Annotated in this window: 19 protein-coding genes and 1 pseudogene; 5 read left to right on the forward strand and 15 right to left on the reverse strand. The window is 73.2% G+C overall.

Annotated features, from left to right (window positions below):
• Positions 1–29: 29 nt before the first annotated feature.
• The 6 genes from AB0C73_RS09100 to AB0C73_RS09125 form a co-directional block, all read right to left on the reverse strand.
• Positions 30–1,034 (reverse strand): helix-turn-helix domain-containing protein, encoded by a 1,005-nt coding sequence (locus AB0C73_RS09100; RefSeq protein WP_362526522.1) that lies wholly within the window; start codon positions 1,032–1,034, stop codon positions 30–32.
• A 35-nt stretch (positions 1,035–1,069) separates the two neighbouring features.
• A complete protein-coding gene (locus AB0C73_RS09105) occupies positions 1,070–2,635 on the reverse strand; it encodes a methyltransferase (protein ID WP_362526525.1) in 1,566 nt (521 codons plus the stop codon).
• Between the two features lie 126 nt (positions 2,636–2,761).
• Positions 2,762–3,403 carry a small secreted protein gene (locus AB0C73_RS09110; protein WP_362526527.1) on the reverse strand — a complete coding sequence of 214 codons (642 nt, stop codon included), beginning with the start codon at positions 3,401–3,403 and terminating at the stop codon, positions 2,762–2,764.
• 239 nt (positions 3,404–3,642) lie between these two features.
• The gene (locus AB0C73_RS09115; protein ID WP_362526529.1) at positions 3,643–5,997 is read right to left on the reverse strand and encodes a sodium-translocating pyrophosphatase; all 2,355 of its coding nucleotides are present in this window, start codon (positions 5,995–5,997) and stop codon (positions 3,643–3,645) included.
• A gap of 280 nt (positions 5,998–6,277) precedes the next feature.
• Complete coding sequence (locus AB0C73_RS09120; protein WP_362526531.1) at positions 6,278–6,742, reverse strand: ATP-binding protein; 465 nt, start codon at positions 6,740–6,742, stop codon at positions 6,278–6,280.
• Positions 6,743–6,795: 53 nt separating this feature from the next.
• Positions 6,796–7,149 carry an STAS domain-containing protein gene (locus AB0C73_RS09125; RefSeq protein WP_265865258.1) on the reverse strand — a complete coding sequence of 118 codons (354 nt, stop codon included), beginning with the start codon at positions 7,147–7,149 and terminating at the stop codon, positions 6,796–6,798.
• Between the two features lie 75 nt (positions 7,150–7,224).
• Here AB0C73_RS09125 and AB0C73_RS09130 point away from each other — a divergent pair, with 75 nt between their 5' ends.
• A complete protein-coding gene (locus AB0C73_RS09130; protein ID WP_362526534.1) occupies positions 7,225–9,681 on the forward strand; it encodes a DEAD/DEAH box helicase in 2,457 nt (818 codons plus the stop codon).
• 45 nt (positions 9,682–9,726) lie between these two features.
• On the opposite strand, the pseudogene AB0C73_RS09135 reads toward AB0C73_RS09130, so the two are convergent.
• The 7 genes and pseudogenes from AB0C73_RS09135 to ssd all read right to left on the reverse strand — a co-directional run.
• A pseudogene (locus AB0C73_RS09135) lies at positions 9,727–10,077 on the reverse strand (Rv3654c family TadE-like protein); the annotation flags it as partial.
• Positions 10,074–10,430, reverse strand: a complete 357-nt coding sequence (locus tag AB0C73_RS09140; protein ID WP_362526536.1) for a TadE family type IV pilus minor pilin — start codon at positions 10,428–10,430, stop codon at positions 10,074–10,076. The pseudogene AB0C73_RS09135 and the gene AB0C73_RS09140, both read right to left, overlap by 4 nt.
• The gene (locus AB0C73_RS09145; RefSeq protein WP_362526538.1) at positions 10,417–10,554 is read right to left on the reverse strand and encodes a DUF4244 domain-containing protein; all 138 of its coding nucleotides are present in this window, start codon (positions 10,552–10,554) and stop codon (positions 10,417–10,419) included. Before AB0C73_RS09145 ends, AB0C73_RS09140 begins: the two co-directional genes overlap by 14 nt.
• A gap of 143 nt (positions 10,555–10,697) precedes the next feature.
• The gene (locus AB0C73_RS09150; protein WP_362527227.1) at positions 10,698–11,444 is read right to left on the reverse strand and encodes a type II secretion system F family protein; all 747 of its coding nucleotides are present in this window, start codon (positions 11,442–11,444) and stop codon (positions 10,698–10,700) included.
• A 133-nt stretch (positions 11,445–11,577) separates the two neighbouring features.
• Positions 11,578–12,423, reverse strand: a complete 846-nt coding sequence (locus AB0C73_RS09155) for a type II secretion system F family protein (RefSeq protein ID WP_362526541.1) — start codon at positions 12,421–12,423, stop codon at positions 11,578–11,580.
• A complete protein-coding gene (locus AB0C73_RS09160) occupies positions 12,420–13,571 on the reverse strand; it encodes a TadA family conjugal transfer-associated ATPase (RefSeq protein WP_362526543.1) in 1,152 nt (383 codons plus the stop codon). Before AB0C73_RS09160 ends, AB0C73_RS09155 begins: the two co-directional genes overlap by 4 nt.
• Complete coding sequence (gene ssd, locus AB0C73_RS09165; protein ID WP_362526545.1) at positions 13,568–14,644, reverse strand: septum site-determining protein Ssd; 1,077 nt, start codon at positions 14,642–14,644, stop codon at positions 13,568–13,570. The genes AB0C73_RS09160 and ssd overlap by 4 nt, the downstream gene beginning before the upstream one ends.
• 556 nt (positions 14,645–15,200) lie before the next feature.
• Here ssd and AB0C73_RS09170 point away from each other — a divergent pair.
• Positions 15,201–16,061, forward strand: coding sequence for an HAD-IB family hydrolase (locus tag AB0C73_RS09170; protein ID WP_362526547.1), 861 nt, complete (start codon positions 15,201–15,203; stop codon positions 16,059–16,061).
• 410 nt (positions 16,062–16,471) lie between these two features.
• On the opposite strand, the gene AB0C73_RS09175 is transcribed toward AB0C73_RS09170, so the two are convergent.
• A complete protein-coding gene (locus tag AB0C73_RS09175) occupies positions 16,472–17,290 on the reverse strand; it encodes an oxidoreductase (RefSeq protein ID WP_362526549.1) in 819 nt (272 codons plus the stop codon).
• A gap of 102 nt (positions 17,291–17,392) precedes the next feature.
• On the opposite strand from AB0C73_RS09175, the gene AB0C73_RS09180 reads away from it, so the two are divergent.
• Positions 17,393–18,388, forward strand: a complete 996-nt coding sequence (locus tag AB0C73_RS09180) for an ATP-binding protein (RefSeq protein WP_362526551.1) — start codon at positions 17,393–17,395, stop codon at positions 18,386–18,388.
• Here the strand turns inward: AB0C73_RS09180 and AB0C73_RS09185 are convergent.
• Positions 18,366–19,694 (reverse strand): hypothetical protein, encoded by a 1,329-nt coding sequence (locus AB0C73_RS09185; protein ID WP_362526554.1) that lies wholly within the window; start codon positions 19,692–19,694, stop codon positions 18,366–18,368. The genes AB0C73_RS09180 and AB0C73_RS09185 overlap by 23 nt on opposite strands.
• A 302-nt stretch (positions 19,695–19,996) precedes the next feature.
• Between AB0C73_RS09185 and AB0C73_RS09190 the strand changes: the two genes are divergently transcribed.
• Positions 19,997–22,393 (forward strand): SulP family inorganic anion transporter, encoded by a 2,397-nt coding sequence (locus AB0C73_RS09190; RefSeq protein ID WP_362526556.1) that lies wholly within the window; start codon positions 19,997–19,999, stop codon positions 22,391–22,393.
• A gap of 199 nt (positions 22,394–22,592) precedes the next feature.
• A complete protein-coding gene (gene acs / locus AB0C73_RS09195) occupies positions 22,593–24,548 on the forward strand; it encodes an acetate--CoA ligase (protein ID WP_362526558.1) in 1,956 nt (651 codons plus the stop codon).
• Positions 24,549–24,602: the final 54 nt, after the last annotated feature.

Raw genomic sequence — 24,602 nt, forward strand, 5'->3', positions numbered from 1 at the left:
GGGCGAACGATTCGGGAGGCCCCGAATCGTCAGGCGATCACGCTCAGCACGTTCTGCCCCGCGAGCAGCGCGAGCAGCGAACGGCCGGTGTCCGTCAGCTGGTAGTAGACCGAGCGCCCCACGCGGTGGCGGGTGACGACGCCCGCGTCGGCGAGCAGGGACAGGTGCTCGGAGACGGTGCTGGGCGCGAGGCCGAGGCGGTCGGCGAGGCCGGCGGTGGTGAGCGGGCCGTCGAGTTCGCGCAGGACGGCGGCCCGGCCGCGGCCGAGCAGCAGCCCGAGCCGGTCGTCGGCCACCCGCTCGGCCGGTTCGCGCAGCGCGGCGGCGCCGCGGGCCTGGAAGGAGACGGCGAGGACCTCGGGGTCGTCGGTCGAGTAGAGCCGGCAGCCCTCGGCGAAGACCAGCGGCACGAGCACGAGCCGCCGCTCGCCCGCCGCGTACTCCGCCTCGGTGTGCTTGGTGAGTTCGAGCACCGGCCGCTGCCAGCGCGCCCGGCTCTCCAGACCGCTGAACAGCGCGTCGACGCCCTCGGTCGCGAAGGTCCGGGCCCGGACCAGGACTTCGTCCTCGACCAGCCGGCGCATCACCGGCCAGTACGGGGCGACGGCCTCCTCCCACCATGCCGCGTACGCGTCGGCGAGCGCCGCGCACGCGGCCTCGGGGTCCGTCAGATAGGGCCGCAGGAACGGCGCTTCGGCCAGACCGGGGTAGTAGTACGCGGCATGGGCGCGCACGGCGGCCGGCTCGGTGGCCCGCAGCAGGTCCAGCTCCTCGTACACGTCGGGGGTGCCGATCGGCCGGGGCAGCAGGAAGTCCGAGAACTCGCCCGGGCTCTGGGTGAACAGCTCCCACAGCGGCCGCAGCCGGTCGTCCTCCCGCCACACCGCGCGGGCGTGCCCCACCCATTCCTGGTACGGCCAGGAGGGGCTGCGCCCGGGCAGTTGGAGGTGGAGGGCGCAGAAGGCGTCCCGCAGCGGGCTCATGGCGATGCGGGTCGCGCCGAGTGCGGCCTCGTCGAGCTCGATCCGTATCACGTGGCCTTTCCCCCTCCCCTCCCTCCGGCCTCCCCCTACTGCTGCGCCGGTGCCTGGGCGGCCGGCAGCAGGAAGCCCTCCTCGACGAGCAGCCGGATGGCCTGCGGGGTGCGGTCCCGCAGCATGACCGGGTCCTCGCCGGTGAGCTGTCCGATGGCGTCCAGGATCCGCCCGGCGCTGAGCGTGCCGTCGCAGACGCCCGCGAAACCGGCGGCGACGTGGTCGACACGGGTGGCGCGGCGCATGCCCCGGTTCTGCCGCAGCAGGACGTGCTCGGGGTCCTCGGCGCCGGGCAGCCCGACCTGCTCCTGCACGACCTCGGGCGCGAGGACGAAGGAGTCGGCGAGCAGCCCCGCGTCGTCACGGCCGCGCAGATAGTCCTGGCGCTCGAAGTGGGCCTGCACGGTGGCGCCGAGCGGCTGCTCGACCGGGTGCGGCCACTCCTCGACGACGATCGACGGCTCGACCGCGCCGGAGGCGACGGCCGGGTTCTTGCGGACGGTGATCCAGCCGAAGCCGATCGCCTTCGTCTTGCGCTCCTCGAACTCGTCGAGCCACCGCCCGTACGCGGCGCGGTACGCCTCCGGGTCGCCCTGGTGGTCGCCGCTGTCCCGCAGCCACAACTCGGTGTACTGGGTGATGTCCTGGACCTCGCGCTGCACGATCCAGGCGTCGCAGCCGGCCGGCACCCAGGAACGCAGCCGGTCCTGCCACTCCTCGCCCTCGACGTGCTGCCAGTTGGCGAGAAACTGGGCGAACCCGCCGTCGTTGAGCCGGTCCCCGGCCTGCTGCACGAGCGTGCGGCACAGGTCGTCGCCGCCCATCCCGCCGTCCCGGTAGGTCAGCCCGGCGCCGGGAGAGATCACGAACGGCGGGTTGGAGACGATCAGGTCGTACGTGTCGCCGTCGACCGGCTCGAAGAGCGAGCCGGCCAGCAGCTCGGCGCCGCGCGCCCCGGAGAGGGCGAGGGTGAGCCGGGTGAAGTCCAGGGCCCGCGGGTTGAGGTCGGTGGCGGTGACCAGGGTGGCGTGCTGCGCCGCGTGCAGGGCCTGGATGCCGGAGCCGGTGCCGAGGTCGAGCGCGGTGGCGACCGGGGTGCGGACGGTGATGCCGGCGAGGGTGGTGGAGGCCCCGCCGACGCCGAGGACGACGGCCGCGCCGGCCACGTCACGGCCCTGCTTGCCGATGCCGCCGGCGCCGCCGACGGCGCAGCCCAGGTCGGAGACGATGAACCAGTCCTCGCCGTCCGGGCCGCCGTACGGCCGGACGTCGACGGTGGCGCGCACGGTGTCGTCCTCGGCCGTCACCCAGCCGTCGGCGAGCGCCTCGTCGAGCGGCAGCGCGGCGGCGGCCCGCGCCTTGTCGACGCCCTGCTGGAGCAGGAAGAGCCGGACGAGGGTGTCCAGCGGGGAGTCCCCGCGGGTGGCGCGCAGGGCGGGCACGGTCTCGCTGCGGGCGAGGGCCGCGTAGGCCTGGGCGCCGAGCAGATCGAGCAGACCGTCGGCGGTGAAGTCGGCGGCGAGCAGGGCCTCGCGCAGTCGGGCGGCGTGCGTGGGCACCGGAAGGCTGGGGGTCGTGCTGGTCGTACTCACATGCCCCATTGTGGCGGCCGCCACCGACATCGGCAGCCACCGACGTCCCGGGGCCGCGCCACCGGCCCCTTCGGGGCCGCCCGGCCGGGGTCGGGCGGCGGGGCCGGGCGGCGGACCGCCCGCCCGCGGTGGTCGCTACTCGCTCTTCGCCGAGGCGGAGGGCTTGGCGGCCGGGGTCTTCGTGCCGGTCTCGGGCGCTCCGGCCTTCGGGGAGGCGCTCGGCGGCAGGGACGCCTTCGGCGTCTGGCAGCCGGGCTGCTTGGCCATGGCCTGGCCGAGCTCGCCGGCCTGGAGCTTGGCGACGGCGTCCTGGTCCATGTTCTGGATCTTCGCCAGATTGTCGGAGACGACCTTGAGCCCGTCCGCGAACTTCTGCTGGTTCGTGGTGTCGAGCGCGTCGACCTGCTTCTTCAGCCCGTCGTACGCCACGGCCGTGGCGTTGAGCTCCTTGATGGCGTCCTGCTGGATCTTCTCGCCGTTGTCGACCGGCGGGGCCCCGGCGCTCTCGACGGCCTTGGCGAGGGCGCGGTCGGCGTCGGCGATGTCCTGGAAGGCCTTCGAGTCGGCGGCCTTGATCGTCTCAGGCTTGCTGTCGGCCGCCGTGGAGATGATCAGCTGGTTGGCGTTGGCCCGCTTCTGGATCTGCGGCTGTGCCTGGTCGCAGAACGTCTTGGCCCAGTCGTTGACCTTGTCGCCCTCGTCGTCGCTGCTGCAACCGGACAGCACGAGCACCAGTACCGCGCCGCCGGACAGTGCGGCCGCAAGCTTCTTGTTCACCGGATCGGTCCCTTCCAAGGCTCTCGGCCCCGGAACATACACGCCGGACGCGGGCCTTCCGCCGATCGTGCGACCGATTCATCCGACATTGCAGCCGTTTGAACCAAGGAAGCAGGGGCGGACGTCACGTCAGAGCGTGCCGCCCGCCCCTGTTTTGACGAGAACTCATCAAGGCTCAGGAGCAAGCCCGTTCAGGAACCCGATCAGGATCCCGATCAGGGTTCTGCTCACGGCTCCCTTCACGGCGCGACGGGGGCGCCCTTCGACGTCCCGTCGCGTTCCTCCGAGCCGTCCCCGACGGCCACCGAGCGCCGCTTGGAGACCCGTACCGCCGTCACGACCACACCGATCGCGAGCACCGCGACGAGCGCCCGCAGCCAGGGGCTCGCGTCGTCCCCGTAACTGAACTGCACGACCGCCGGGGCGATCAGCAGCGCGACCAGGTTCATCACCTTCAGGAGCGGGTTGATCGCCGGTCCCGCGGTGTCCTTGAAGGGGTCGCCGACGGTGTCGCCGATCACGGTCGCGGCATGCGCGTCGCTGCCCTTGCCGCCGTGGTGCCCGTCCTCGACCAGCTTCTTGGCGTTGTCCCAGGCCCCGCCGGAGTTGGCGAGGAAGACGGCCATCAGCGCGCCGGTGCCGATGGCGCCCGCGAGGTACGAGCCGAGCGCGCCGGTGCCGAGCGCGAAGCCGACCGCGATCGGGGCGGTCACGGCGAGCAGCCCGGGCGTGGCGAGTTCGCGCAGCGCGTCCTTGGTGCAGATGTCGACGACCCGCCCGTACTCGGGCTTCTCGGTGTAGTCCATGATCCCGGGGTGCTCGCGGAACTGCCGCCGCACCTCGTAGACCACGGCCCCGGCCGACCGGGACACGGCGTTGATCGCGAGCCCGGAGAAGAGGAAGACGACCGCGGCGCCGAGGATCATCCCGAAGAGGTTGTTGGGCTGGGAGATGTCCATGGAGAGGTTGGTCTCGCCGGCCCTGGCCCCGACGTCGGCGACGGCGGTCGCGATGGCGTCCCGGTAGGAGCCGAAGAGCGCGGACGCGGCGAGGACGGCGGTGGCGATCGCGATGCCCTTGGTGATCGCCTTGGTGGTGTTGCCGACGGCGTCGAGGTCGGTGAGCACCTGCGCCCCGGCGCCCCGTACGTCGCCGGACATCTCGGCGATGCCCTGCGCGTTGTCGGAGACCGGTCCGAAGGTGTCCATGGCCACGATCACGCCGACCGTGGTCAGCAGCCCGGTGCCGGCCAGGGCCACCGCGAACAGTGCCAGCATGATCGAGGCGCCGCCGAGCAGGAAGGCGCCGTAGACGGCGAGGCCGATCAGCAGCGCCGTGTAGACGGCCGACTCCAGGCCGATGGAGATGCCGGCGAGGACGACGGTGGCGGGGCCGGTCAGCGACGACTTGCCGATGTCGCGGACCGGGCGCCGGCCGGTCTCGGTGAAGTAGCCGGTGAGCTGCTGGATCAGCGCGGCGAGCACGATGCCGATGGCCACGGCGACCAGGGCGAGCACCCGCGGGTCGCCCCCGTGGGCGGGGATGCCGGGCTCGGTGACGCCGTCGAGCTCGGCGTAGGAGGACGGCAGGTAGACGAAGGCGGCGACGGCCACCAGGACCAGTGAGATCACCGCGGACAGGAAGAAGCCGCGGTTGATGGCCGTCATCCCGCTGCGGTCGGTGCGCCGGGGGGCCACGGCGAAGATGCCGATCATGGCCGTGACCACGCCGATCGCCGGGACGATCAGCGGGAAGGCGAGGCCGACGTCGCCGAAGGCGGCCTTGCCGAGGATCAGCGCGGCGACCAGTGTCACGGCGTACGACTCGAAGAGGTCGGCGGCCATGCCCGCGCAGTCGCCGACGTTGTCGCCCACGTTGTCGGCGATGGTCGCGGCGTTGCGCGGGTCGTCCTCGGGGATGCCCTGCTCGACCTTGCCGACCAGGTCGGCGCCGACGTCGGCGGCCTTGGTGAAGATGCCGCCGCCGACCCTCATGAACATGGCGATGAGCGCGGCGCCCAGGCCGAAGCCCTCCAGGACCTTCGGCGCGTCGGCGGCGTAGACGAGCACCACGCAGGACGCGCCGAGCAGGCCGAGCCCGACGGTGAACATGCCGACCACGCCACCCGTACGAAACGCGATCTTCATCGCCCGGTGCGCGACATCCGTCAGGTCCTTCGCCGGTTCGCCCTCGGCCGGGGTGGCCTCCCGGGCCGCCGCGGCGACCCGGACGTTCGCCCGCACCGCGAGCCGCATGCCCACATAGCCGGTGACCGCCGAGAACAGCGCGCCGACCAGGAAGAACAGCGAGCGGCCCGCCCGCTGCGACCAGTCGTCCGCGGGCAGCAGGAACAGCAGGAAGAACACGACGACGGCGAAGACCGCGAGGGTACGCAGCTGCCGGGCGAGATACGCGTTGGCGCCCTCCTGCACGGCGCCCGCGATCTCCTTCATCCGCTCCGTGCCCTCGCCCGCCGCGAGGACCTGGCGCACGAGGAGCTGGGCCACGACCAGCGCCGCGAGCGCGACGGCCGCGACGACGACCACGATCACACGGTTCTCCTGAGTGAGCACCGCGGCTGCGAGACCCGCCATTCCGTCCTCCTTGACGTCGTGGGGTCAAGACAAGCCGGATTGTAAGGAGGGAAACCTGATCAAAACAGGTCGCCGCAATGGGAATTCCCGAATACCTCACAAGTACCGCCGAATGCGGTAATACCCCCAAAGCATTACGAGCGGGGTGCGGGGCGGCGATCCCGCCCTGCGCCACGGGCCTGGCGGCGAGCGGCCGGGCATGCGAAAGAGAGGCCCTGCGGTGCAGGGCCTCTTTCGCGTACTCGGGTCCGTCGCGCCGGGCGGGCCGGGCGGCGGAGGGTCAGGCGAGCGCGGCGTCCGGGTTGGCGGGCCAGCTCATCCTGATGGTGCCGCCGTCCTCGCCGGCGCTCACCTCGACGTCGTCGACGAGCCCGCGGATCACCGCGAGACCCATCTCGTCCTCGCCGTCGGCGTCGTCGAAGTCCTCGGCCGGCGCCGGGGCCGCCTCCCGCTCGCCGGGCACCCCGGCGGCGTCGGCCGCCGCCACACCCGCGCCCGGCACCTCGTCGCCGACCTCGATGGAGAAGCTCTTCTCCTCCTCGGTCAGCACGACCCGGACCGGGGTGGTGACCCCGTTGCTGCGGTGCAGCCCCACCGCACGGGAACAGGCCTCGCCGACGGCGAGCCGGACCTCGTCGAGGACCGCCTCGTCGACCCCGGCCCGGCGCGCGACCGCGGCGGCCACCAGACGGGCCGTGCGGACGTGCTCGGGCTGGGCGCTGAAGAGCAGTTCAACGGTGGCCATGCGATCCCCCTGGGATTCTCGGCGGCTGCACGGGACGACGGCTGAGCGCGGGCTCAGTCGGCCGCGTTGATGGCCTCTTCGACCGAGGTGTGGATCGGGAACACCTTGGTGAGACCGGTGATCCGGAAGATCTTCAGGATGCGCTCCTGGTTGCACACCAGACGCAGCGATCCCTCGTGCGCGCGCACGCGCTTCAGGCCGCCCACCAGCACGCCGAGGCCGGTCGAGTCGAGGAAGTCCACGCCTTCCATGTCGACAACCAGGTGGTAGCTGCCGTCGTTCACCAACTCGACCAACTGCTCGCGCAGCTTGGGCGCGGTATACACATCAATCTCGCCACCGACCTCGACGACCGTACGGTCGCCATTCGGGCCGGGCACAGTGCGAGTCGACAGAGACAGGTCCACGGGTCCTCCAGCACCTAGCTATCGAGCGGCCCTCTGGTCTCCCGGGCGGAGCCACGGGACGGATCGCCGGCCGCGATGGCATTCAATCACTTACCGGCAGCCATGCACGACGCCTTGGAAGCATTGTCCGTCACGCCGGTGACACACTCGGAGCCGATGGCCAGGAATCACCGCACCAGCCGACCCACGGAAGACACGGGCAGCCGCCCCTCTCCCGGCGAGGTCCTCGACCGGCTCTCGCGAGGCGAGAGCCGGGCCGCGCGCATCACTCATACGGAGCATCTGCCCGCCCGTGAGGGCCGGCATGCCGTGTGGCCGCACCGCATCCGGGCGGAAGTGATCGCGGCCATCGAGAAGGCCGGTATCGAGCATCCCTGGGCCCACCAGGCGGAAGCCGCCGAGCACGCCCTGGACGGCGACTCGGTGGTGATCGCCACGGGAACCGCCTCGGGCAAGTCGCTCGCGTATCTCACCCCCGTCCTGTCCACCCTCCTGGACGGATCCGAGGCCGCCAACGGGAGGGGCGCCACCGCCCTGTATCTCGCACCCACCAAGGCCCTCGCCGCCGACCAGCGGCGCGCCGTGCGCGAACTCGCCGCCCCGCTCGGCAACCGGATCCGCCCCGCCGTCTACGACGGCGACACGCCGGTCGAGGAGCGCGAGTGGGTCCGCCAGTACGCGAACTACGTGCTCACCAACCCCGACATGCTGCACCGGGGCATACTCCCGTCCCACCCCCGCTGGTCCTCCTTCCTCCGCTCCCTCCGCTATGTCGTCGTCGACGAGTGCCACACCTACCGCGGTGTCTTCGGCTCCCATGTCGCCCAGGTGCTGCGCCGGCTGCGCCGGATCTGCGCCCGGTACGGCTCCGAACCGGTGTTCCTCCTCGCCTCGGCCACCTCCGCCGAGCCCGCCCTCGCCGCCGGCCGTCTCACCGGGCTCCCGGTCACCGAGGTCGCCGACGACGCCTCCCCGCGCGGCGAACTGGTCTTCGCCCTGTGGGAGCCGCCGCTGACCGAGCTGCACGGCGAGCAGGGCGCCCCGGTCCGCCGCACCGCCACCGCCGAGACCGCCGATCTGCTGACCGATCTGACCGTGCAGGGCGTCCGCTCGGTCGCCTTCGTGCGCTCCCGGCGCGGCGCCGAGCTGATCTCGGTGATCGCCCAGGAACGCCTCGCCGAGGTCGACCGCTCCCTGGCCCGCCGGGTCGCCGCGTACCGAGGCGGCTACCTGCCCGAGGAGCGGCGCGCCCTGGAGCGGGCCCTGCACTCCGGGGAACTCCTCGGCCTGGCCGCCACCACCGCCCTGGAACTCGGCGTGGACGTCTCCGGCCTCGACGCCGTGGTGATCGCCGGCTATCCGGGCACCCGCGCCTCCCTGTGGCAGCAGGCCGGCCGTGCCGGGCGCTCCGGCGAGGGCGCGCTCGCGGTCCTGGTAGCCCGTGACGACCCGCTGGACACCTTCCTGGTCCACCACCCCGAGGCGATCTTCCAGCAGCCCGTCGAGTCCACCGTGCTCGACCCCGACAACCCCTACGTCCTCGCCCCCCATCTGTGCGCCGCCGCCGCTGAGCTGCCGCTGACCGAGTCCGACCTGGACCTCTTCGGCCCGGCGGTGCCCGGGCTGCTGCCCCAGCTGGAGTCCGCCGGGCTGCTCCGCCGCCGTGCCTCCGGCTGGTACTGGACCCGCCGTGAGCGGGCCGCCGACCTCACCGACATCCGGGGCGGCGGCGGCAGCCCCGTCCGGATCGTCGAGGCCGGCACCGGCCGGCTGCTCGGCACGATCGACGAGGCCGCCTCGCACACCGCCGTCCACGAGGGCGCCGTCCACCTCCACCAGGGCCGCACCTATCTGGTCCGCGAACTCGACCTGAAGGACTCCGTGGCCCTCGTCGAGGAGGCGAACCCGCCCTACTCGACCGTCGCCCGCGACACCACCACCATCTCCGTCCTGTCCACCGACACCGAGATCCCGTGGGGAGCCGGCCGCCTCTGCTACGGCTCCGTCGAGGTCACCAACCAGGTCGTCTCCTTCCTCCGCCGCCGTCTGATCACCGGCGAGGTGCTCGGCGAGACCAAGCTCGACCTGCCGCCCCGCACCCTGCGCACCCGGGCCGTGTGGTGGACGGTCACCGAGGACCAGCTCGACGCCGCCCGGATCACCCCGGAGATCCTCGGCGGCGCCCTGCACGCCGCCGAACACGCCTCGATCGGCATGCTCCCGCTCTTCGCCACCTGTGACCGCTGGGACATCGGCGGCGTCTCCGTGCCGCTCCACCCCGACACCCTGCTGCCGACGGTCTTCGTCTACGACGGGCACCCGGGCGGCGCCGGCTTCGCCGAGCGCGCCTTCCACACCGCCCGCGCCTGGCTCTCCGCCACCCGCGAGGCCATCGCCTCCTGCGAGTGCGACGCCGGCTGCCCCTCCTGCATCCAGTCCCCCAAGTGCGGCAACGGCAACGACCCCCTGCACAAGCGCGGCGCCGTCCGCCTCCTCACCCAGCTCCTGCGCGGCGCCCCCGAGGACGCGTAGCTCCCCGGAGCCCGGCGGGACCGCCGGAGCGGCCGGGCCGGCGCGGGCGCGTGCCCGGAGATGCCAGGGGCCGCCGGTGACGCGGGCGGTGACGTCGGCGATGTCCTCACGGACCCGGCAGTCGACCAGCACGGCTCCCTGCGCCTCCGCCACCCGGGCCGCGGCGGCGCAGGCGTCCCGCTCGCCCCACAGGGCGCGGTCCGCGGCCGCGAGGGCGGCCAGATCGGCCGCGGCCCCCGCACGGTGGCGGGCCGCGACAGCCTGGCCGAGGGCGAGAACCGCCCCGAACACCACGCACAGGGCGCAGGCGGCGAAGGCCGTCCACACCGTGGCCGCCCCGCGGTCGGCCGGGCGTCCGGCACGGCGGGCACCGGGACGGTCGCGGGCGGTCCTCATGGCAGCACCTCCCCCACCGTGTCCTCGGCGAGTGCGGCCGCCCCGGCCCGCAGCGTCAGCCCCAGGCCGCCGGGCCCGGGCGCGTTCGCCTCGACGGTCACCCGCCACAGCTCGCCCTCCCGCGCCACGCCCACCGTGGCTCCCTCCGGCGCGGCGGCCCTGGCCGCCGCCTCGGCGGCGGGAACCGGCTCGGAGCGGGCCACCGCCCGCGCCCCGGCCCGTGCCGCGTCCACGCACTGGATCTGCGCCGCGGCCGCCGCCAGCGCCCACAGCAGTGCCGCCGTGAACAGCACCAGGGCGGGCAGGGCGACCGCCGTCTCGGCCGTCACCGAGCCCCGGTCAGAACGGCGCATCGAGGGCCTTCCCGATCAGCGATTCCAGCGCCTTGGAGACCGTTCCGCTGGTGAGCACCTTGTAGAGCACGGCCGCGAAGGCCGCGGCGGCGATCGTGCCCATCGCGTACTCCGTCGTACTCATGCCGGCGTCCCTTCGTGCCGCGGCCTTCCGGGCCCGCCACCACGTGCTCAGCCGATTCCTGACCTGCATCCTTCGAACCTCCTCGTCCGATTGCGAACCACTTCGTCATCTCGCCGGGCGCCCTGCCGGGCGCCCGTCCGTCCTCACCGGCCGCCGAGCAGTCCGCTCGCCAGGCCGATCACCACCGGCGCCACCCCGACGGCCAGGAAGGCGGGCAGGAAGCACAGCCCGACGGGCGCGGTGATCAGCACCTGCGCGCGCTGTGCCCGGGCGGCCGCCGTGCGGGCACGGCCCGCCCGCAGCCCCTCGGCGTGGCGCGCCACGGCATCGGCCGCGGGCGCCCCGGAGGAGGCGGCCCGCTCCAGGCAGCGGGCCAGCCCCTCCGCGCCGGGTATCTCGCCGAACCTCCGCCACACCTCTGCCGGTTCGCCACCGAGGCGCAGTTCCGCGGCGGTGTGCACCAGCCGCTCGCCCACCGGCCCGCCCAGCGACCGCCCCACCGCCTCCGCCGACTCCCCGGGCGGCGCACCGGCCGAGGCACATGCCGCCAACAGGTCGGCCGCGAGCGGCAGCTGACGAGCCGTCTCCAGCGCCTCCGCGCCTCCGGCAGCGTCCGCGTCCCGCGACCGGCGCGCCCGGAGGTGCCACAGCCCCCAGGCGGCCCCGGCGCCGGCAAGGACTCCGGGAAGCCCGCCGACCAGCACGAACCCGGCGAGGCCCGCCGCGCAGGGCATCCCCCAGGCCCGCACCCGGGCCGGCAGAACCGGCCGTCGGCTCCGCCGGGGCTCCCGTTCCCTCGCGAGCAGGGCGGCCGCCCGCGTGCGGGTCCGCCGGCGGCGCCGCCGGTCGGCCAGGGCCAGACCGAGCGCGGCCAGGGCGCTCAGCACCATGAGCAGCGCGATCACGATCGCTCACCTCCCCGCTCGAGCCGAGCGGCCCGCCACAGAACCGCGACCTCCAGAGCGCCGCCGGCAAGGAAGCAGCCGAGGCCCGTAAGGGTGCACACCACCTTCAGCAGCGTCGTCACACCTGCTCGCCTCCCCGCACGATCCGGGCCGCCCACCACAGACCCACCGCCTCCAGGGCGCCGCCGACAAGCAGGCAGCCGAGGCCCGCGGGGGTGTGGAGCAGCACCCACAGCGGGCGGGCCCCGAGCGCCGAGCCGAGTCCGAGTCCGGCGACCGGCAGCACCGCGAGGACAGCCACCGTGGCCCAGGCCCCGGCCAGTTGGGCCCGCAGCCGCTCCCGCTGGTCCCGGTGGGCCCGCAGGGCCGCCTCCAGCCGGTCGAGGCCGGCGGCGAGGCCCGCGCCGCCGTCCACGGCGACCTGCCAGCAGGCGGCCATCCCGGCCAGGCCGTCGGCCCCGTCCCGGCGGGCGGCCCGGCGCAGCGCCTCGGGCACGTCCCCGCCGAAGCGGGCCGCCGCGAGGACCGCGGCCTCCTGTCCGCCGAGCGCCCCGGTGGTGCGGGCCGCGAACGCCAGCGCCTGGGCGGGCTGCCACCCGGCCCTCAGTTCTCCCGCGACGGCTCCGCACAGCGCCACCACCCGGTCCGCGCGTGCCTCCCGCTCCCGTCGCGCGCCGGCCGCCCGCAGCCTGCGTCCGGCCAGCGGCACACCGACGGCTCCCGCGAGCAAGGGCAGCGGCGAGGAGCCGAGCAGGGCGACCACCCCGGCCGCAGGCAGGCACAGCCATTCACGGCGGCCTCCCACCCGGCCCCACCAGCGCCTGCCGGCCGCGCTCCAGGTCCGTGCCGGGTCGCCCTGGACGGCCAGCACCACCCGTGCCCTGCGGGTCGCCCGCTCCTGCCCGACCGTCCACCACGCGGCGAGCACCACGCACAGCGCCACTCCGAGGACCGACAGCGTCATCGCTCGCCCCCGATCAGCGACCGCAGCCGCCCCCAGCCCCGCTCCCGCTGGAACCCGCCCGGTTTCCAGCTCAGCGCGGGCACCGTCACCACCAGTCCCTCCCGGTCCCGTTCGAGGACGTGCACCTCGGCGATCCGGCGGGTCCCGGACCGGTCCCGCACCACGTGCAGCACCGCGGAGAGCCCGGCGCCCAACTGACTGTGCAGAGCGGCCCGGTCGAGGCCCGCGGCCGTCCCCAGGGCCTCGAGCCGAGCGGGCACGTCCGCCGCCGCGTTGGCGTGGACCGTGCCGCAACCGCCCTCGTGGCCCGTGTTCAGGGCCGCGAGCAGATCGACGGCCTCCGGGCCTCGGACCTCGCCGACCACCAGCCGGTCGGGTCGCATCCGCAGCGCCTGGCGCACCAGATCCCGCAGGGTCACGAGCCCGGCGCCCTCCTGGTTGGGCGGGCGTGCCTCCAGGCGCACCACATGCGGGTGGTCGGGGCGCAGTTCGGCGGAGTCCTCGGCGATGACGATCCGCTCGCGGGGGCCGACCAGGCCGAGCAGGGTGGACAGCAGGGTGGTCTTCCCCGAGCCCGTGCCGCCGCTGACGAGGAAGGAGACCCGGGCCTCGACCAGCGCCCGCAGCACCGCCTCGCCGCCGGCCGGGACGGTGCCCGCCTCGGCCAGCTCGCCCACCGAGAAGGCCCGGGGCCGCACCACCCGCAGGGACAGACAGGTCGAGCCGACGGCGACCGGCGGCAGGACCGCGTGCATGCGGGTGCCGTCGGGGAGACGGGCGTCGACCCAGGGCCGGGCGTCGTCGAGCCGCCGGCCGGCCACCGCCGCGAGCCGCTGTGCGAGGCGGCGTACCGCCGCGGCGTCCGGGAAGGTCACCCCGGTCGTCTCCAGGCCCGCGCCACGGTCGATCCAGACCCGGTCGGGCGCGGAGACCAGGACGTCGGTGACCCGCGGGTCGGCGAGCAGCGGCTCCAGCGGCCCGGCGCCGATCAGTTCGCTGCGCAACTCCTCGGCCGCGCCGAGCACTTCCGCGTCGCCGAGCAGGCGCCCCTGGGCTCGGAGGGCCGCCGCGACGCGGGCCGGGGTCGGCTCGGCGCCGCTCTCGGCGAGCCGCTGGCGCACGGCGTCCAGCAGTCCCGTACCGCTCATGCCGCACGCTCCGGGGTGAGGACCCGGTCCCAGAACGCGGTGCAGAACCGGGCGAGTCCGCTGCGGGTCTCGGCGCCAGGCGGGGGCCCGCCGTCGCCTGCGGGCGACAGACCGGCGTCGTAGGGGAGTTCGCCGGCGAGCGGGAGCCGGAGGGCGTCGGCGATCCACTCCTCGTCCAGCCCGGGCGTGTACGGTCCGCGGACGACCGCGCGCAGGTCGCGGAGAACAGTGCCGACGGCGTCGGCCATCCGCTGGGCCGCCGCGACGGCACGCAGTTCGCCGGGGACGAGCAGCAGTCCGAGGTCGAGCTGGGCGAGCGCCTCGGTGACCGTGGCGTCGATGCGTCGGGGCAGGTCGACCACGACGACCCCGCCGCGCCGCCGGGCGGCGGCGAGCACCGAGCGCATGGCCTCGGGCGGCACGGGCACCGGGTCGCCCCGGTCCCAGCTCAGCACCCGCAGCCCGTGCACCTCGGGCAGCGACTCCTCCAGGGCGGCGCCGGCCACACGGCCCTTGGACGTGGCGAAGTCGGGCCAGCGACGGCCCTCGGCACGCTCCCCGCCGAGCAGGACGTCGAGTCCTCCGCCGAGCGGGTCGCCGTCGACGAGGAGGGTGCGCTGCCCGGCCCGGACGGCGGCGAGCGCGAGGGCACAGGCCAGGGTGGAGGCTCCGGCGCCGCCGCGGCCGCCGATGACACCGACGGTCGGGGCCTGCCGGCCGACGCCCTCGACGGCATCGGCGATCAGATCCACGAGCCGGCCCTCGTCGCCCGGCAGGATCAGGACCTCCTCCGCGCCGATCCGGACGGCGCGCCGCCACACGCCGGGGTCGTCGGGCTCCCGGCCGACCAGCAGTACGCCGGGCCGCCGGGCGGCGCCGCGGCAGCGGACCGCGGCGTCGTCGCCGACGAGCACGAGCGGCGGGTCGGGCCGGCCCGCCAGGTGTTCGGGCACGGAGTGGTGCACCTCGGGCTCGGCGCCCGCGGCGGCGCACAACCGCAGCAGGTCGTCGAGCAGCACCAGGTCCTCGGTGACGAGCAGCGGCCGGACCGGCGGCCCGCCGTTGTCCGCCATTCCTCCGCCCACGCCCGGATCCGGGCCCGGGCGCGGACGCCCCGCCGCGGCGCCGCGCACCGCCCTGCCTCGTACCGGCGTTCCGGAAGTCTTCGGTCCCTCCACGGCACCCACCCCTCACGTGATTCCTGCGGTTCGCGGACTTCGCGACCGGAATCACCGTGCAGCGGCCCCGGAAATCATGTGGATCTTGCTCGAAAACTGTGGATAACCGGCTGCCTGTGAATAACTCCGTCACCCGATCCGGGACTGTCCGGAGAGCATCCCGACAACTACGCTGAGTGACGAATCAAGGGTTCGTGCGCGCACCCGGCCGTCGCGGCAACGCGGGCCGGAGGAAGGGGAGAAGATGAGTGAAGAGTGGACGAAAACCCGTCCGGACATGCGACGACCCCCGCCGGGGGGGAGAGCGGGGGTCGTCTCTCCGGCCGACTCGGGGGGGGAGGAGCCGGTCCGGGTTAGCACGGTCGCGAACGATCCGTGACTTCCATGGTGTACCCGAGAGCCTTCTCAGGCAAACCCACGCGCCCCAGCGTACGCCGAATGGCGGGCACCTATGCTCGGGCTCGTGGAAAACCACTCGACGCCGCGCGCAGCCGCCTTCTTTGACCTGGACAAGACGGTCATTGCGAAGTCCTCGACACTGACCTTCAGCAAGTCCTTCTACCGGGGCGGACTGATCAGTCGCCGTGCCGCACTGCGGACGGCGTACATCCAGTTCGTGTTCCTGGTCGGCGGGGCCGATCACGACCAGATGGAGCGGATGCGCGAATATCTCTCCGCGCTCTGCAAAGGCTGGAACGTCGCTCAGGTGAAGGAGCTCGTGGCCGAGACCCTGCACGATCTGATCGACCCGATCATCTACGACGAGGCGGCCTCGCTCATCGAGGACCACCACGCCGCCGGCCGGGACGTCGTGATCGTCTCGACCTCCGGGGCCGAGGTCGTGGAGCCCATCGGCGAGATGCTCGGCGCCGACCGGGTGGTCGCCACGCGCATGGTGGTCGGCGAGGACGGCTGCTTCACCGGCGAGGTGGAGTACTACGCGTACGGGCCGACCAAGGCGGAGGCCGTCCGGGAGCTCGCCGCCTCCGAGGGCTACGACCTCTCGCGCTGCTTCGCGTACAGCGACTCGGCGACCGACGTCCCGATGCTGGAGGCCGTGGGCCACCCGTACGCGGTGAATCCGGACCGGGCGCTGCGCCGCGAGGCGACGGCGCGGGACTGGCCGGTGCTCGTCTTCGACAAGCCGGTCCGGCTCAAGCAGCGGCTGCCGGAGTTCCGGATGCCGCCGCGTCCGGCACTCGTCGCCGCGGCGGCGGTGGGTGCGGCGGCGGCCACCGCCGGGCTCGTCTGGTACGCCAGCCGCCGCCGGCAGGCCGCACTCGCCCGCGCGGCCGCCCGGGCCATCGCCTGAGTTCCGCTTTCCGGGGCACCGGGGCGGGTCACCGGCGCCCCGACCTCGGGACTTGTCGATCCCTTTGCCCGGATTTGAGAAGAGCACAAAGAAGCGGATTCAGGACTTTCGCTTCCATCCGGACAGGAGTAGAAAGGAATCAGGCCCGCGAGACCGGGGACATCCGAGAGGATCACCTGTTGAGCATGACGGCCCCACGGACCTGATGCACAGAAACCTGGCACCCACGCGACGTCGACCCTTCGATTAAGGGCCAGCCGCACCAGGCGCAGGGCAAAGTTCCCCGCTTGATGGGCACATATCGAGGACGCTTGGTAACTGGGTAGACGTGCCAGCGGCGGTACCGAAGTCTGGTACCGCCGCAACCCATGTCCGGGGGCACGCCCGGAGACGTACCGGACCGGAAGCGCTCAGGCCGCGCCGCGCTGCAGCGCCTCGCAGACGGCCGTCGACTCCCGTACCCCGAGTTCCACCGCGCGCCCGCAGTGTGCGATCCAGGCCCCCATGCCCTCCGGGGTTCCGGAGAGATAGCCCTCGAAGGCGGCCAGATACGCCGCCCGGCCCAGCTCCGCGTGTCCGACCTCGGCCGGGCAGATCGCCTTCGGGTCGAGACCGCTGCCGATCAGCACGATCCGCTCCGCCGCCCGCGCGACCAGGCCGTTGTGCGAGGTGAACGGCCGCAGGGCGAGCAGCTCGCCGTGCACCACGGCGGCCGTGACGAGGGCCGGGGCGTCGCCGCCCGCGATGATCAGGTCGGCCAGTCCGTCGAGCCGCCCCGAGACCTCGGCCGGATCCGGCAGCGGCGCCTCGATCAGCGGCTCGTCCACCGTCTCGCCCGCCTGCCGCGGCCGGCCGGTGGAATCACGCGGTTCGCCCTCGGCGACCAGGTGCAGCCGGGCGAGCACCCGCAGCGGCGACTGGCGCCAGATGGAGAGCAGCTGGCCGCTCTCGGCACTCAGCCGCAGCGCCGCGCCGACCGTGCGGGCCTCCGGGTCCGCGCCGAAGTCGGTGCGCCGGCGGACCTCTTCGAGCGCCCAGTCGGCGCCCTCGAGCGCGGCGGAGGCGCGCGCCCCGCGCAGCGCCGCCTCGGAGGTGATCTCGTTGCTGCGCCGGCGCATCACACGGTGGCCGTAGACCCGGTCGACGGCCTTGCGTACGGAGTCCACCGAGTCGGCGACGCCCGGCAGGGAACCGAGGGCGGCCAGGGGGTCAGAGGCGTGCGTACTCATAAGTAGGGAGGCTACGCGCCCGCGGCCCGCACCCCACCTTGGAGTGGTCTTCTTCACGCACCTTGACCACGGCGAGCAGTCATTCCACTACGCTAGGTGAACATGAAGATCGCTTTCGTGGGGAAGGGCGGCAGCGGCAAGACGACGCTGTCCTCGCTCTTCATCCGACACCTCGCCGCCGCCGGAGCCCCGGTCCTGGCGGTCGACGCCGACATCAACCAGCACCTCGGGGCGGCGCTCGGTCTCTCCGACGAGGAGGCCGCCGCGCTGCCCGCGATGGGAGCGCACCTGCCGCTGATCAAGGAGTACCTGCGGGGCGCCAACCCGCGGATCGCCTCCGCCGACACGATGATCAAGACGACACCGCCCGGAGAGGGCTCGCGACTGCTCCGGGTCCGCGAGGACAACCCCGTCTACACGGCCTGCGCCCGGCCGGTGGCGCTCGACGGGAACGGGATCCGGCTGATGGCGACGGGGCCGTTCACCGAGTCGGACCTCGGAGTGGCCTGCTACCACTCCAAGGTCGGCGCGGTGGAGCTGTGCCTGAACCACCTGGTGGACGGGGAGGACGAGTACGTGGTCGTCGACATGACCGCCGGCTCCGACTCCTTCGCCTCCGGCATGTTCACCCGCTTCGACATGACGTTCCTGGTGGCCGAGCCGACCCGCAAGGGCGTCTCCGTCTACCGTCAGTACAAGGAGTACGCGCGGGACTTCGGGGTCGCGCTGAAGGTCGTCGGCAACAAGGTGCAGGGCCCGGACGACGTCGACTTCCTGCGCGCCGAGGTCGGCGACGACCTGCTGGTGACGGTCGGCCACTCCGATTGGGTGCGCTCCATGGAGAAGGGCCGCCCGCCGCTCTTCGAGCTCCTGGAGACCGCCAACCGCACGGCCCTGCAGACCCTCCGCAACGCGGCGGACGCCTCGTACGCCGACCGCGACTGGGAGCGCTACACGCGCCAGATGGTCCATTTCCACCTGAAGAACGCGGAGAGCTGGGGCAACGCCCGAACAGGGGTCGACCTGGCGGCGCAGGTCGACCCCGGATTCGTCCTGTCCGAACTGTCCGAAGGGCTCAGCGCCGCTCAGCCGGCTTGACCGCGGCGGGCGGAGCCGCCGCGCCTGCCGCGCCCGCCGGGGCTCCGGCCGGTGCGGCGGGCTGCGGGGCCAGGAAGGCCGGCCAGCCGCCGGCCGGGGCCTCGCCGACCTTCAGGGTGCGGAGCTTGGCGAGGACCGCCGGGTCCTGGGCGTCGAGCCAGTCGGCGAGCTGGCGGAAGGAGACGCACTTGACGTCCTTCTGCACGCAGACCGTGGCGATGGTCTCCTCGACCGCACGCATGTAGGTGCCGCCGTTCCAGGACTCGAAGTGGTTGCCGATGACCAGCGGCGCCCGGTTGCCCCGGTAGGAGCGCTCGAAGGCCTGCACCAGGCCGTCGCGCATCTGGTTGCCCCAGTACTCGCGCATCGACGGGTCGCCCTTGGTCGTTCCGGACTGGTTGACCAGGAAGTTGTAGTCCATCGACAGGGTCTGGAAGGCGCGGCCGGGGACCGGGACCAGCTGCATCGACAGGTCCCACAGGCCCTGGTCCTTCTTGGGCCAGATCTGGTCGTTGACGCCGCTGGTGTCGTAGCGGAAGCCCATCTGGGACGCCGCCTTCACGAAGTTCGCGCGGCCCTCCAGGCACGGCGTGCGGGCGCCGACGAGCTCCTTGTCGTAGTCGAACGGAAGCGGCTGCTCCGCCTTCAGCCCGGCATTGGTCTTCCAGTGCTTGACGAAGGACTTGGCCTGGTTGATCTCGCTCTTCCACTCGTCGACCGACCAGGTGCCCACGCCCCCGTCCTTGCCGCAGAAGTGCCCGTTGAAGTGGGTGCCGATCTCGTTGCCCTCCTGCCAGGCGCCGCGCAGTTCGCGGACGGTGGCGCGGATTCCCTCGACATCGTTGAAGCCGATGTCCGAGCGGCCCGCGGAGTGCTGCGGCGGGTCGTACATCTCGCGCTTCTCCTCCGGCAGCAGGTACACGCCGCTGAGGAAGTACGTCATGGTCGCGTTGTACTGCCTGCCGACCTTGCGGAAGTGGGAGAACAGCTTCTGGCTGTCCTCGCCCGCGCCGTCCCAGGAGAACACCACGAACTGCGGCGGCTGCTGACCCGGCTTCAGGCGCTGCCAGACCGGCTGGCGGGGCTGCGCGCCGGTGAAGGCGGTGGAGCCGTCGCCGATCAGCCGTACCGCACTCTGCGAGGCCGCGGCCGGGGCCTTCTTGGCGCCCGGGGCGCCCGGCGCCCCCTGCGGGGCGGAACCGCCGGAGCCCGAGCAGCCGGCGAGCCCGGCCGTGAGGGCGACGGCGAGGGCGCCGACGGCGAGCGCCCTCCTCTGGACAGTGGTCCTTCTCCCGGCGGCTGACATCCGCCCACCTCTCCTCGTTCGCGTCCCCGGTCGCGCCCTTGGTCGCGCCGTCGTTCGCCTGCCCGTTCGCACGGTTCCTGGGATTTCCGTACGCACGGTTCCTCGGATTTCCGTACAAGCGGCGTCAACGTCGCACCAGGACGGCCGGAGCGCGGCAACGACAAGCGGCATGGCCACGTTCTGTCACCGGATCCGGTGAATCTTTGCCCTGTTTGCCCCGAAAATAATGCCGGAGTCTTTACTCTCCATTACCATTCATTTACTGAGCGTTGATCGGTGTCGCTCGCTGAGGAGACGAAAACATGACCCTCACCACCCCTGCCCGCACCGCCAACCGACCCCGCGTCCAGCGGCCGCACAGCCCGCCGGGCGGTCCGCGCCACCGTTTCCGGATCGCCGGCGCGGACCTGTCCGCGTCGGTCGCCGTGTTCCTCATCGCGCTGCCGCTCTCCCTCGGCATCGCCCTCGCCACCGGCGCACCGCTCCAGGCGGGCCTGGTGGCCGCCGCCGTCGGCGGCATCGTCGCCGGACGCCTCGGCGGCTCGCCGCTCCAGGTCAGCGGCCCGGCCGCGGGACTGACCGTGGTCACCGCCGAGCTGATCCAGCGTTACGGCTGGCGCACCACCTGTGCCGTCACGGTCCTCGCCGGACTCGCCCAACTCGTACTCGCCGCCCTGCGGGTGGCCCGGTCCGCCCTGGCCGTCTCCCCCGCGATCGTGCACGGGATGCTGGCCGGCATCGGCGTCACCATCGCCCTCGCCCAGCTGCATGTCGTGCTCGGCGGAACCCCGCAGAGCTCCGCCGTGGCCAACGCGCGGGGACTGCCCGCCCAGTTGGCGCATGTCTCCGGCGTCGCGCTCGGCGTCAGCGCGCTCACCGTCGCCGTGCTGCTGTCGTGGCCGCGCCTGCCGGGGCGTGCGGGCAGGCTCGTACGGAAGGTCCCGGCGGCCCTCGCCGCCGTGACCGGTGCCACGGTGGTCGCCGCTCTCGCAGGGCTGCGCCTGCCCCGGGTCGACCTGCCCTCGTGGAGCAGTCACGCGCTCGTGGGGCTGCCGGAGGGCCCGCTGCTCGGACTGGTCGCCGCCGCGCTCACCGTCACGCTGGTCGGCAGTGTCGAGTCGTTGCTCTCGGCCGTCGCGGTCGACAAGCTGGCCGCGGCCCGCCGGACGGGCCCGCCGGTCCCCCGGTCCCGCCTGGACCGCGAACTCGCCGGCCAGGGCGCGGCCAACGTGCTCTCCGGGGCACTCGGCGGGCTGCCCGTCACGGGCGTCGCCGTGCGCAGCGCCGCCAACGTCTCCGCCGGTGCGACGGGCCGCAACTCCGCGATCCTGCACGGCGTCTGGGTCGTCCTCGCCGCTCTGTTCCTGGTGCCCGTCCTGGACCTGATCCCACTGGCCTCGCTCGCCGCGCTCGTCACCGTCGTCGGTGTCCAGATGGTCAGCATCACCCATCTGCGCAGCGTCCAGCGCAATCGCGAGATGCTCGTGTACGTGGCGACGCTGACCGCCGTCGTCCTGACCGGGGTCCTGGAAGGCGTGGTCATCGGTGTCGCGGTGGCCGTGGCGGTCGCCCTGCACCGGCTCACCCGGACCCGGATCACGATCGAGGAGACCGACGAGGGCCACCACGTACGGGCACGGGGGCAGTTGACCTTCCTCGCCGTACCCCGGCTCAGCCGGGTCCTGCACCAGATCCCGCAGCACTCGCCCTGCGTGGTCGAACTGGACGGGTCGTTCATGGACCACGCCGCCTACGAGGCCCTGCGCGACTGGCAGGCCTCGCACGGCGCCGACGTCCGGCTGACCGGCCCGGCCGGCCACCGGATCACCCGGCCCACGCCCGCCTCCGGCTCCGGCTCCGCCGCGCACAGCGCGGGCAGACATGCCTGCTGCCGCCCGTGGACGCCGTGGCGCAACCATCAGTGCGGCGAGCAGCAGCCGCACGGGGGCGAGGGCGCGGGCGAGGAGCCGGGCGCGGCCACCGGGCACCGGCTGGCGAGCGGCATCGGCGCCTTCCAGCGGGACACCGCCCCGCTGGTGCGGGACGAGCTGGCCCGGCTCGCCCGGGAGGGACAGCGGCCCGCGCAGCTCTTCCTGACCTGCGCCGATTCCCGGGTGGTCACCAGCATGATCACGTCCAGCGGTCCGGGTGATCTGTTCACCGTGCGCAATCTGGGCAATCTGGTGCCGCTGCCGGGCGAGGAGAGCGGGGACGACTCGGTGGCCGCGGCGATCGAGTACGCGGTGGAGGTGCTGCGGGTCGAGTCGATCACGGTCTGCGGGCACTCGGGCTGCGGCGCGATGCAGGCCCTGCTGAACAGCGGACCGGCCGACCCCCCGAGCCCGCTGCGCCGCTGGCTGCGGCACGGACTGCCGAGCCTGGAGCGGATGGCGAGTCGGCGCCACGCCTGGGCGAGGATCGCCGGCCGGCTTCCGGCCGACGCCGTCGAGCAGCTGTGTCTGACCAATGTGGTGCAGCAGCTGGAGCATCTGCGGCGGTACGAGTCGGTGGCGCGGCGGCTGGCCGACGGCTCGCTGACCCTGCACGGGATGTACTTCCACGTGGGCGAGGCGCAGGCCTATCTGCTGGCCGGCACGGACGAGGTGCACAGCTACGACGACGTCTTCAACCATGTGCCGCCCGCGGCGGGCGGACCGGCGGCGGGGTCGCAGGGGCGGCAGGCCGCGCGCGCGTCCTGAACCATTCCTTCCCTTCGCCCGTGCAAGTGTGTGACCCCTCGCTCCCTACCGCTCAGGGAGAGAGGGGTCACCTGCGCATCACACCTCACAGGTCTAAACCAATTGTCCGGAGGCTCTTGTCACCCGGGCATCTGGCTGGTGAGCTATGACGCGGGACACACAGAGGCACGTAGAGGACGCCCTGAGAAAGGGAGATGTCGTGAGCAACGAATCCTTGGCCAACCTGCTCAAGGAAGAGCGCCGGTTCGCGCCGCCCGCCGAGCTGGCCGCGCACGCCAATGTCACGGCGGAGGCGTACGAGCAGGCCAAGGCGGACAGGCTGGGCTTCTGGGCCGAACAGGCCAAGCGCCTCACCTGGGCCACCGAGCCGACGCAGACGCTCGACTGGTCGAACCCGCCGTTCGCCAAGTGGTTCGCCGACGGCGAGCTGAACGTCGCGTACAACTGCGTGGACCGGCACGTCGAGGCCGGTCACGGCGACCGGGTCGCCATCCACTTCGAGGGCGAGCCGGGCGACAGCCGCTCGATCACCTACGCCGAGCTCAAGGACGAGGTCTCCCGGGCCGCCAACGCCCTGGCCGAGCTGGGCGTCGGCAAGGGCGACCGGGTCGCCGTCTACCTGCCGATGATCCCCGAGGCGGCCATCACGATGCTGGCCTGCGCCCGCGTCGGCGCCGCCCACTCGGTGGTCTTCGGCGGCTTCTCGGCCGACGCCGTGGCCTCCCGCATCCAGGACGCCGACGCCAAGCTGGTCGTCACCGCCGACGGCGGCTACCGCCGCGGCAAGGCGAGCGCCCTCAAGCCGGCCATAGACGAGGCCGTCGCCAAGTGCCCGCAGGTCGAGCACGTCCTCGTGGTCCGCCGTACGGGCCAGGACACCGCCATCACCGAGGGCCGCGACGTGTGGTGGGACGACATCGTCGCCCGCCAGTCCGCCGAGCACACCCCCGAGGCCTTCGAGGCGGAGCACCCCCTCTTCATCCTCTACACCTCGGGCACCACCGGGAAGCCGAAGGGCATCCTGCACACCTCCGGCGGCTACCTCACCCAGGTCGCGTACACCCACCACGCCGTCTTCGACCTCAAGCCGGAGAGCGACGTCTTCTGGTGCACCGCCGACATCGGCTGGGTCACCGGGCACTCGTACATCGTGTACGGGCCGCTGGCCAACGGCGCGACCCAGGTCATGTACGAGGGCACCCCGGACACCCCGCACCAGGGCCGGGTCTTCGAGATCGTGCAGAAGTACGGCGTCACCATCCTCTACACGGCGCCGACGCTGATCCGCACGTTCATGAAGTGGGGCGACGACATCCCCGCGAAGTTCGACCTGTCGTCGCTGCGCATCCTGGGCTCGGTCGGCGAGCCCATCAACCCCGAGGCCTGGGTCTGGTACCGCAAGCACATCGGCGCCGACAAGTGCCCCATCGTGGACACCTGGTGGCAGACCGAGACCGGCGCGATGATGATCTCGCCACTGCCCGGTGTCACCGAGACCAAGCCCGGCTCCGCGCAGCGCCCGCTGCCCGGCATCTCCGCCACCGTCGTCGACGACGAGGCGAACGAGGTCGCGAACGGGGGCGGCGGCTACCTGGTCCTCACCGAGCCGTGGCCGTCGATGCTCCGCACCATCTGGGGCGACGACCAGCGCTTCATCGACACCTACTGGTCGCGCTTCGACGGCAAGTACTTCGCGGGCGACGGCGCGAAGAAGGACGAGGACGGCGACATCTGGCTGCTCGGCCGGGTCGACGACGTCATGCTCGTCTCGGGCCACAACATCTCCACCACGGAGGTCGAGTCCGCGCTGGTCTCCCACCCGTCGGTCGCCGAGGCCGCGGTCGTCGGCGCCGCCGACGAGACCACCGGCCAGGCCATCGTCGCCTTCGTGATCCTGCGCGGCACGGCCAGCGAGGACGAGGCGCTCGTGACCGAGCTGCGCAACCACGTCGGCGCGACCCTCGGCCCGATCGCGAAGCCGAAGCGGATCCTGCCGGTGGTGGAGCTGCCCAAGACCCGCTCCGGCAAGATCATGCGCCGGCTGCTCCGCGACGTCGCCGAGAACCGCGAGCTGGGCGACGTCACCACGCTGACGGACTCCTCGGTCATGGACCTGATCCAGACCCGACTGCCGGCCGCGCCCAGCGAGAACTGATCGGCTGCAGCTGCAAAACCGCAGGTGGGCGCCCGTTCCGGAGAATCCGGGGCG

This window comes from Streptomyces sp. NPDC048623 (assembly GCF_040650755.1).
Classification (GTDB): Bacteria; Actinomycetota; Actinomycetes; order Streptomycetales; family Streptomycetaceae; genus Streptomyces.

Excerpts from the sequence above, each read along its gene's own strand:
- AB0C73_RS09175 (WP_362526549.1), bottom strand. The coding sequence starts at position 17,290 with ATGAGTACGCACGCCTCTGACCCCCTGGCCGCCCTCGGTTCCCTGCCG.
- AB0C73_RS09160 (WP_362526543.1), bottom strand. The coding sequence starts at position 13,571 with ATGAGCGGTACGGGACTGCTGGACGCCGTGCGCCAGCGGCTCGCCGAG.
- AB0C73_RS09185 (WP_362526554.1), bottom strand. The coding sequence starts at position 19,694 with ATGTCAGCCGCCGGGAGAAGGACCACTGTCCAGAGGAGGGCGCTCGCC.
- AB0C73_RS09170 (WP_362526547.1), top strand. The coding sequence starts at position 15,201 with ATGCTCGGGCTCGTGGAAAACCACTCGACGCCGCGCGCAGCCGCCTTC.
- AB0C73_RS09180 (WP_362526551.1), top strand. The coding sequence starts at position 17,393 with ATGAAGATCGCTTTCGTGGGGAAGGGCGGCAGCGGCAAGACGACGCTG.
- AB0C73_RS09155 (WP_362526541.1), bottom strand. The coding sequence starts at position 12,423 with ATGACGCTGTCGGTCCTCGGAGTGGCGCTGTGCGTGGTGCTCGCCGCG.
- AB0C73_RS09105 (WP_362526525.1), bottom strand. The coding sequence starts at position 2,635 with ATGGGGCATGTGAGTACGACCAGCACGACCCCCAGCCTTCCGGTGCCC.
- AB0C73_RS09140 (WP_362526536.1), bottom strand. The coding sequence starts at position 10,430 with ATGCGCCGTTCTGACCGGGGCTCGGTGACGGCCGAGACGGCGGTCGCC.
- AB0C73_RS09190 (WP_362526556.1), top strand. The coding sequence starts at position 19,997 with ATGACCCTCACCACCCCTGCCCGCACCGCCAACCGACCCCGCGTCCAG.
- ssd (WP_362526545.1), bottom strand. The coding sequence starts at position 14,644 with ATGGCGGACAACGGCGGGCCGCCGGTCCGGCCGCTGCTCGTCACCGAG.
- AB0C73_RS09130 (WP_362526534.1), top strand. The coding sequence starts at position 7,225 with ATGGCATTCAATCACTTACCGGCAGCCATGCACGACGCCTTGGAAGCA.
- AB0C73_RS09115 (WP_362526529.1), bottom strand. The coding sequence starts at position 5,997 with ATGGCGGGTCTCGCAGCCGCGGTGCTCACTCAGGAGAACCGTGTGATC.
- AB0C73_RS09145 (WP_362526538.1), bottom strand. The coding sequence starts at position 10,554 with ATGAGTACGACGGAGTACGCGATGGGCACGATCGCCGCCGCGGCCTTC.
- AB0C73_RS09120 (WP_362526531.1), bottom strand. The coding sequence starts at position 6,742 with ATGGCCACCGTTGAACTGCTCTTCAGCGCCCAGCCCGAGCACGTCCGC.
- AB0C73_RS09150 (WP_362527227.1), bottom strand. The coding sequence starts at position 11,444 with ATGGTGCTGAGCGCCCTGGCCGCGCTCGGTCTGGCCCTGGCCGACCGG.